Origin of the sequence: Parasynechococcus sp., from assembly GCF_042954245.1 — a bacterium.
Taxonomy (GTDB): domain Bacteria; phylum Cyanobacteriota; class Cyanobacteriia; order PCC-6307; family Cyanobiaceae; genus Parasynechococcus.
Genome location: NZ_JBGKDP010000190.1, coordinates 1 through 7,430, shown reverse-complemented (window position 1 = coordinate 7,430; position 7,430 = coordinate 1). Strand labels below are relative to the sequence as shown.

Sequence of the window (7,430 nt, the reverse complement as noted above, 5' to 3'; positions counted from 1 at the left end):
AGAAATGGCCCTGTGCGTTCGCCAACCGGCAACCCAAGCTCGCTATCACCCCAAGGGACGGCTCAGAACCTGTTGTGCACAGCCTCGGACCAGCGCCATCGGCGATCTGGCGTGGTGATGTGTTGATGCACTGCGGTCCTGCCTTTGGCGTGTAGGGGGCGAGATCCGAAGCGGCAGCCGCTATCAGAACCGTGTTGTCTTGGATGGCGTCGACCGTTTTCAGCTCCACCAGCCGTCGGCTCTTCCGGTGCTGCAGATGCAGATCGAACAACGCACTCGCTTGGGTAGTCGGGTCCGTTCCCAGGGAGTGGGTTAGGGCTCCGTGATTGGCTCCTGCTCTGGTGCCAGCAGAAAGAACACGGTCAACGCCACTTCAGACAGCGCCAGGAAGAGGTGGTCCAACCAGCCCAGCTCGACTCCCATTCCCATGAAAGTGATCCAGCTGTTCATAACAACCATCATCACGGCGAAGATCGCCAGCGCCAGTGCTAGAAGAGGCTGCAGTGAGCGACGTTGGTTCCAGATCGCCCAGAGCAAGGGAGAATCAACACGACGGTGCAAAGCCCATGCAGGATTCTCATTGAGACTTCGCTGTGCATGTGTGGGGTGATTGCAGCCCAGATGTTCACCGGGACCAGCAGTGAGCAGAACACTAAAAAAGCGATCATGACTTCAAATGCACGGTGAAATGTCTTCCTTCTCCAAGGCGGCTCGCCACCTCAATTCTGCCGCCCATTCCTTCAACAAACAGCTTGACCAAAGAAAGCCCGAGCCCTGATCCTGTTTATAGGGGGCATTGCTAGCGCGTTGGAAACGCTCAAACACTGTCTCCAGCTCTTTAGGAGGAATCCCGATGCCATGGTCGATAACATCGATTGCTGGATTTTCGGTGTCTTTGCGCAGTACGAGCTCGATCGGTGCTTCTTCCGGTGAGTAATTGTGAGCATTTTCGATGAGATCCAACAACACCTGTTACAGTCTTGCGGCGTCAGCTCGAGCGATTAAATGCTTCTTTCTGGAAGTTTTATCTGAACTTTACTGGGCATAGTGTTTCGAGAAAGTATAGCAACTTGCTCAAGCTTTTCAGCCAAGAAAATGTCTTCATAGGTGATGGATGGCCTGCCTGAATCACTTCGAGATAGATCCAAAAGATCATCCAGAAGGGTTCTCATCAGAATGGTTTCTTCATTCGCTGTTTGTAGGTCTTTAACTTCCAGTTTGGTAAGACTTTTGCTTCGCTTCATCGTGTGGTAAAGACACCCCTGAACGATCGGAAGGGGTGTCCGCAATTCATGGCTAGCGGCACTGACAAATTGCTTTTGCTGGCTCCAGGATTGGCTAAGCGTTCGACCAGGGAGTCAAAGGTGTCTTGTAAATCTTCGATTTCTGTCGGGGTTTGATCAAGTTGTAAGCGTGTGTCTGATAAGTTATCGGCATTCGGGTCTGCTGTGGCGAGGCTCAGCTGATTTAGTGACTTAACGATTCTTCGAACCACTCAGCTGACAGCCAGTAAAGTAATGGAAAGGCAGCTTCCCCAGATCAGGATCATCATCGCCAAGTAATTGCTAAGACCTTTCAGGTTGGTCTCTGTATTGCTCATCATCCATAGTCGTGCGCCCGAGAGGAATTCCTTGGCCAGTTCAACGATGTGCTGAGAGTTATTGGTATCGATTCAGGGTCTCGATGGCGTGCGCACATTCTTCAATGCTGGCCCGGGCCAACTGGCTTTTATTGGCGAATATGGTGCGTTGGCCCAAGAATAGGCCCACCGTTGATGCTCCGGTGAAGCCAACAAGAACCACCAAATACGTTGCCAGCTGCAGGCTGCCCAGCAAATGTTCTCTCCAGCGATAAGAGGAGCGCATGTCTCCATTCTCATCAGTTGGGCGGAGAATGCATACATCCCAAGCTGAATGTTTCCTATATGACCCTTAGCCTCTCCACCCGCATGGCCCGCTGGGGCCTGGTGATTGTGGGGATCTACCTGCTGGTGGCCTTGATCACGCCGTTGTTGGTGAGTGCTGGCGTCCTTCCGGACGCCAATACCGGCCTGGAGAACCCGATCTACTCCGGTCCCAGCTGGACCCATTGGTGCGGCACCGACCGGCTCGGCCGGGATGTGTGTGTGCGCACCATGGCCGGCAGTGGGGTGGCGCTTCAGGTGGTGTTGCTGGCGGTGGGTTTGGCCCTGCTGGTGGGTGTGCCCCTGGGCATGGTGAGTGGTTATTTCGGCGGCGCCGTCGATCGCCTGATGGTGCTGCTGATGGACACGCTCTACACGCTTCCGGTGTTGTTGCTTTCGGTGGTGTTGGCCTTTCTGCTGGGCAAGGGCATCCCCAATGCCGCCGCAGCGCTCTGCGTGGTCTACGTGCCGCAGTATTTCCGCGTGGTTCGCAACCAAACCGCCCAGATGAAGAGCGAGCTGTTTGTGGAGGCCGCCCAGAGCCTGGGCGCGGGGCCGCTCTGGATCCTGCGGCGCTACTTGTTTCGCCACGTGATCACCTCAGTGCCGGTGCTGCTCACCCTCAATGCCGCTGATGCGGTGTTGGTGCTGGGGGGATTGGGATTTCTCGGTCTGGGCCTGCCGGAGACCGTGCCCGAGTGGGGTGGTGATCTCAACCTGGCACTCGCAGCAGTGCCCACCGGGGTGTGGTGGACGGCGCTGTTCCCAGGCCTGGCGATGTTTGTTCTCGTATTGGGCCTGTCCTTCCTTGGGGAGGGCATTGAGGCCTGGGTCGGCGGCGCCGAAGCCCTGCCCGCGTCAGACTGACCCCATCGGCACGGGTTGGATGGCCTGGTGGAGCAGCTTGATGTTGCTGGGCATGGCCGCGCTGCTCTGGAAAAAGAGCTGCGACAGCACGGATGATGTGATCGCTTTGCTCGAGCGCATCCTGGCCACCACCTTGCTGCTGGTGGTTGTACTCGTGAGCCGCAATCTCCTGCTGGAAACGGCGGTGTTGATCGCCGCGGTTCAGTTGCCTGGGGTTCCGCGGCGTCAGCGCTGATTTCAGGCGGGTTTCGGTACCTTCACCTCACGGATCGAAATCCGGCAGGAGCTGGGGAAGATGGCATGGGCCGCTTCCACGGCATGGCTGAGATCGTCGGACTGGAGCATTTCTTCGCCCCATTCGTTTCCGCAGTGGTAGGTGACCGCGTACTGGTGCAGCTGTTTGTTGTCCATTGCTGACAATCCGCTGCTTTGGTTATGGCCCAGGGTTCATAGAGACACAAGTCTTCCGTCAGATCAGCAGCGCAGCTTCACAGTTCGCGGTAATTCCTCCATCAGCTCTCCTTCCTCACTCAAGGCGGGGTAAGGCCGTTCCTGCTCCCTGCACCAGCGGGCCACCTCCGGGTAGGACCACTCAAACAGCAGCTGCTGGTACTGCTCTGGCTTCAGGCCTTCTCCTTGGGTTGGAGCCAAACCGGCCACCTGACGTTGGCGCAGTGCTTCAAACAGCAGAGTCGCAGTGGCGACCGACACGTTCAGGGATTGCACCATGCCGCGCATCGGGATGAACAGCGCTTCATCCATCAGATCCCGAGCTTGATCGGTCAGTCCCCATTTCTCGGCTCCGAGCACGAAGGCGGTTGCTCCGGTGAAGTCGCACTCCCGGTAGTCCTTGGCATTCACCCCGAGATAGGTTCCGTGGAGGCGGAACCCTTTCGCTTTGAGGTGGCGGATGGCTGTTTCGGTGTCGGGATAGTCGTGCAGAGGCACCCATTTTTGGCTGCCCTGGGCTGTGCTGTTGAAGGTGCGTGGCCGCCCGTCAAAACTCACCGCGTGGGCTTCCAGCGCCCCAGCGGCATCACAGCTCCGCAGGATGGCGGAGAGGTTGTGCGGTTTCTCAACGTGTTCGAGCAGCACCGTGAGATCCGCCATGCGGTGGTTCAGCACGGATTTCAGTCGCTCAAACCGTCGCGGCAGCAGGGGCATGGGCAGTTAATCGGGTGAGAGCAACAGGTTTGGGACCTTCCATGCTTTGGGGCCTAGAACGACAATTGAGAAGTTAGAGCTTCCGTCGCCATCCAGATTCCGCCCAAGGATCCCTCTGTTGAACCGTACGTCTCCGGCAGTTCGTTTGATCAGCGTGTCTGGAGCCAGGTGGCCCGTATCCCCCACGGCCGCTTGGCGACCTACGGCCAGATCGCCGATTTGATCGCTGCCTTTGGTTGTGCGCGTCAGGTGGGTTGGGCGTTGCGGCGTCTCAAGCTCCCGTCCACCGTTCCCTGGCATCGCGTGGTGAACGCTCAGGGTCGGATTTCGATGAGTCTCAGCCGTGAGGGAAGTGACTGGATCCAGCGGGACCTGCTGCTGGCAGAGGGCATTCCGGTGGATGAGGAAGGACGCTTGCTGTTGTGTCAGTTCCTCTGGCACCCGGACGCCCATGCTGGGGATTGATGCGTGGTCCTCTTGTCTGATTCGGCTCCGATTGGACTGCTGCCGCGCCGTCTCGCCTGGGATGTGTTGCAGGCGGTTGCGGCTGGGGCCTATGCCGATGTGGCGCTGGAGCGGGCGCTGCGGGAGCGGGATCTCAAGCCTTCGGATCGGGGGTTGGTGACCGAGCTGGCCTATGGCGCGATCCGCCAACGGCGCACTCTCGATGCCTGGCTGGATCGGTTGGGCAAGGTGCCGGCCGCGAAGCAACCGCCCAAGCTGCGCTGGCTGTTGCATGTGGGTCTCTATCAACTGCTGTTGATGGAGCGGATTCCAGATTCAGCAGCGGTGAACACCGCCGTGGAGTTGGCCAAAGCCAGCAAGGGATTGGCCCGACTGGCTCCTGTGGTGAATGGGGTTCTGCGGGCGGCGCTGCGGGCGCGGGAGGCCGGTGAAACCCTGCAACTGCCCAACGATCTGGCGGCTCAGCTGGCCCAGGCCCATTCCCTGCCGGATTGGTTCACCCAGTTGTTGATCGAGTGGCGCGGGGCGGAGGGGGCCGCAGCGGTGGCAAGCACCTGCAACCGTGTGCCGGATCTGGATTTGCGGGTGAATCGGTTGCGATCGAGTCCTTCGCAGGTGCAGCAGGATCTGGCTGCGACTGGCATCAACAGCGAACCCATCGTTGGTTGTCCCGACGGCCTGCGTATCTCAGGCCACAGTGGCGATCTGCGCCACTGGCCTGGCTATGCCGAGGGCCATTGGTGTGTGCAGGATTGTTCTGCGCAGTGGATTGCACCTCTGCTCGATCCCAATCCGGGAGATCGCATCCTGGATGCCTGCGCGGCTCCGGGGGGGAAAGCCACCCATTTGGCGGAGTTGGTGGGAGATCAAGCGGAGATCTGGGCTGTGGACCGTTCAGCCGGACGGCTCAAGCGCGTTGCGGCCAATGCCGCCCGGCTTGGCCTCGCCTCCATCAATGCCCTTGCTGCGGATGCCACCAATCTTTTGGAGCAGCGCCCCCAATGGCGTGAATCCTTCCAGCGGATTTTGATCGATGCCCCCTGCTCTGGGCTGGGAACCCTGGCCCGTCACCCCGATGCCCGTTGGCGGGTGACGCCCCAATCCATCCGTGGTCTTTTGCCCCAACAACAGGCTCTCCTGGAAGGGCTTTTGCCGTTGTTGGCTCTCCAAGGAGTGTTGGTGTACGCCACCTGCACCATTCATCCCGATGAAAATCAGGCACAGATCCGGGCTCTGTTGAAGCGTCACACAACGCTGAGTCTGGAGCAGGAAAACCAGCTTTGGCCGGACCAAGCCAGCGGCGGGGATGGGTTCTATTCGGCTGTGCTGCAGCGGGTCTAAGTCCTTGGATCAATCCGTGGTCCAACGACGCCCCTGGCGATCAACGCTTCTGCCTGCGGAGCTGTTTCTCCAGAGATAGGGCGTCTGGCGAGGCGGAGGTGCCACGGGCGTGAGAGCGGGCAGGTCGGTCTCAACCGTCGGTTGAGCTCCATCAGGCTCGGTGGCGCCCTTAGGCTTTTGTTTGGATTTGGTCTTGGGCGGCTTGGCAATCGTTTTCGGATCGACAGCCAAACGCACTTTGCGTTTCAGCATGGGTTTGTCGGGGAAGGCGCGGACTGGGATCTCGTCCTTGATCTGAAGCATGAATTGCTTCCATGCCCATGCCGCCTCGCCGCTGGTGCTCTTGGTGGCGCGGTCGTCGTCGTATCCAAACCAGACGCCCGTTGTGAGCTGAGGAATTGAGCCGATGAACCAGAGATCACGGGTGTTCTCTGACGTTCCCGTTTTGCCGGCCACCTGTCGATCATCGAGTTTGGCGGCGATGCCGGTGCCGCCGGCCACCACCCGTTGCAGCATCCAGTTCATGGTGTCTGCCACATCACTATCAATCGCCCGTTTGCCTCGGTTGTCGCTCAGTCGCCGGCTCCAAAGCAGCTCATTCTTGGGTCCACGGATTTCCTCGAAGGGGCTGGGTGTGAAGAACACTCCGCGATTGGCCATGCCGGCATAGGCGGCGGTCATGTCGAGGATGGTTTGTTCGTAGGCCCCGATGGCCATGGGGTAGTACTTGCCGAGAAGTCGCTCGGTGCCGATGTTGAAGTTGTTGGCAATCTCAATGACGGCATCAAATCCAACGATGTCTTGCAGTTGAACTGCCACCGTGTTCAGCGAGTTCTTCAGCGCATCGGCAAGGGAGATGTTGCCGTAGTACTTGTTCCCAAAGTTTTTGGGGCAGTAGCCATTCCAGCAACGCTGGGCATCAAACACTTTGGTTTCGGGCTTCATGCCGCGATCAATGGCCGCGGCGTAGGGAAACAACTTGAAGGTGGAGCCCGGAGAGCGCAGCGCCAGGATGGTGCGGTTGAACTGACTCTTGGAGAAATCCTTGCCGCCCACCATCACCCGCACCAGTCCGTTGCCGGGATCGATCGAAACCATCGCACCTTCGGTGTCGAAGGGGGCATTGGCTCGAATCACCTGCTGAGCTTTCTTTTGCCAGTCGAGATTCAGGCTGGTGCGCACCTTGACCCCGCCTACTTCCAGTTGTTCTGGCGTCAAGAATTGGGGCAGCTCCTGGGCAATCCAGGTGGTGAAGTAAGGCGCTGAACTGTTGAAGTACTTGGGTGTTGCTGGCTTCAGTCCCAGGAGGCTGTTGCGACCGCGCTCCGCCTCGCTGGTGGAGATGAATCCTGCCTGGGCCATGCGATCCAGAACGATCGAGCGCCGCTCCTTGGCCAGATCTGGGTTCACCAGGGGTGAATAAATCGATGGAGCCGGCGGCAGCCCAGCGATCATGGCCGCTTCAGGAACCGTGAGCTGCTCCGGGGTTTTGGAGAAGTAGATCCAGGCTGCATCGGCAACGCCATAAGCACCGGAGCCCAGGTAGACGTAGTTGAGGTACTGCTCGAGGATCTGCTGCTTGCTCAGCTGGCGTTCCAGCTTCATGGCCAGAGCCGCTTCCTTCAGCTTTCGGGTGATCGTGCGGTCTTGGCTCAAAAAGACGGTTCGAGCGAGTTGCTGGGTGATGGTG

9 protein-coding genes and 2 pseudogenes are annotated in these 7,430 nt (G+C 58.9%); 4 read left to right on the top strand and 7 right to left on the bottom strand.

Annotated features, from left to right (window positions below; genetic code table 11):
* Positions 1-312: 312 nt before the first annotated feature.
* From ACGVJ8_RS08605 to ACGVJ8_RS08590, 4 genes and pseudogenes are all read right to left on the bottom strand, one after another.
* Entirely contained in the window at positions 313-537 is a 225-nt protein-coding gene (locus ACGVJ8_RS08605; protein WP_392347251.1) for a hypothetical protein, read from the bottom strand.
* A 127-nt stretch (positions 538-664) separates the two neighbouring features.
* Positions 665-969, bottom strand: a pseudogene (locus ACGVJ8_RS08600) (sensor histidine kinase).
* 32 nt (positions 970-1,001) lie between these two features.
* Positions 1,002-1,310: pseudogene (locus tag ACGVJ8_RS08595) on the bottom strand (histidine kinase dimerization/phospho-acceptor domain-containing protein); the annotation flags it as partial.
* A gap of 348 nt (positions 1,311-1,658) precedes the next feature.
* Entirely contained in the window at positions 1,659-1,865 is a 207-nt protein-coding gene (locus ACGVJ8_RS08590) for a hypothetical protein (protein WP_392347249.1), read from the bottom strand.
* A gap of 83 nt (positions 1,866-1,948) precedes the next feature.
* Between ACGVJ8_RS08590 and ACGVJ8_RS08585 the strand changes: the two genes are divergently transcribed.
* Together ACGVJ8_RS08585 and ACGVJ8_RS08580 are read left to right on the top strand one after the other, a co-directional pair.
* On the top strand, positions 1,949-2,770 hold the full coding sequence (locus ACGVJ8_RS08585; RefSeq protein WP_392347253.1) for an ABC transporter permease: 822 nt from the start codon (positions 1,949-1,951) through the stop codon (positions 2,768-2,770).
* Between the two features lie 19 nt (positions 2,771-2,789).
* Positions 2,790-3,005 (top strand): hypothetical protein, encoded by a 216-nt coding sequence (locus ACGVJ8_RS08580; protein WP_392347247.1) that lies wholly within the window; start codon positions 2,790-2,792, stop codon positions 3,003-3,005.
* Positions 3,006-3,007: 2 nt separating this feature from the next.
* On the opposite strand, the gene ACGVJ8_RS08575 is transcribed toward ACGVJ8_RS08580, so the two are convergent.
* Both ACGVJ8_RS08575 and ACGVJ8_RS08570 read right to left on the bottom strand, forming a co-directional pair.
* Complete coding sequence (locus tag ACGVJ8_RS08575) at positions 3,008-3,181, bottom strand: hypothetical protein (RefSeq protein ID WP_392347245.1); 174 nt, start codon at positions 3,179-3,181, stop codon at positions 3,008-3,010.
* 63 nt (positions 3,182-3,244) lie between these two features.
* A complete protein-coding gene (locus tag ACGVJ8_RS08570) occupies positions 3,245-3,934 on the bottom strand; it encodes a TrmH family RNA methyltransferase (RefSeq protein WP_392347243.1) in 690 nt (229 codons plus the stop codon).
* A gap of 168 nt (positions 3,935-4,102) precedes the next feature.
* Here ACGVJ8_RS08570 and ACGVJ8_RS08565 point away from each other — a divergent pair, with 168 nt between their 5' ends.
* Together ACGVJ8_RS08565 and ACGVJ8_RS08560 are read left to right on the top strand one after the other, a co-directional pair.
* Positions 4,103-4,399: an MGMT family protein gene (locus tag ACGVJ8_RS08565; protein ID WP_392347241.1), complete on the top strand. Its 297-nt coding sequence runs from the start codon at positions 4,103-4,105 to the stop codon at positions 4,397-4,399.
* Positions 4,400-4,402: 3 nt separating this feature from the next.
* Complete coding sequence (locus ACGVJ8_RS08560; RefSeq protein ID WP_392347239.1) at positions 4,403-5,740, top strand: 16S rRNA (cytosine(967)-C(5))-methyltransferase; 1,338 nt, start codon at positions 4,403-4,405, stop codon at positions 5,738-5,740.
* 9 nt (positions 5,741-5,749) lie between these two features.
* Here ACGVJ8_RS08560 and ACGVJ8_RS08555 read toward each other — a convergent pair.
* On the bottom strand, positions 5,750-7,430 hold a 1,681-nt coding region (locus ACGVJ8_RS08555), incomplete at its 5' end, for a transglycosylase domain-containing protein (protein WP_392347237.1).

Coding starts and splice junctions, on each gene's coding strand:
- ACGVJ8_RS08590 (WP_392347249.1), bottom strand. CDS start 1,865: ATGCGCTCCTCTTATCGCTGGAGAGAACATTTGCTGGGCAGCCTGCAG.
- ACGVJ8_RS08585 (WP_392347253.1), top strand. CDS start 1,949: ATGGCCCGCTGGGGCCTGGTGATTGTGGGGATCTACCTGCTGGTGGCC.
- ACGVJ8_RS08580 (WP_392347247.1), top strand. CDS start 2,790: ATGGCCTGGTGGAGCAGCTTGATGTTGCTGGGCATGGCCGCGCTGCTC.
- ACGVJ8_RS08575 (WP_392347245.1), bottom strand. CDS start 3,181: ATGGACAACAAACAGCTGCACCAGTACGCGGTCACCTACCACTGCGGA.
- ACGVJ8_RS08570 (WP_392347243.1), bottom strand. CDS start 3,934: ATGCCCCTGCTGCCGCGACGGTTTGAGCGACTGAAATCCGTGCTGAAC.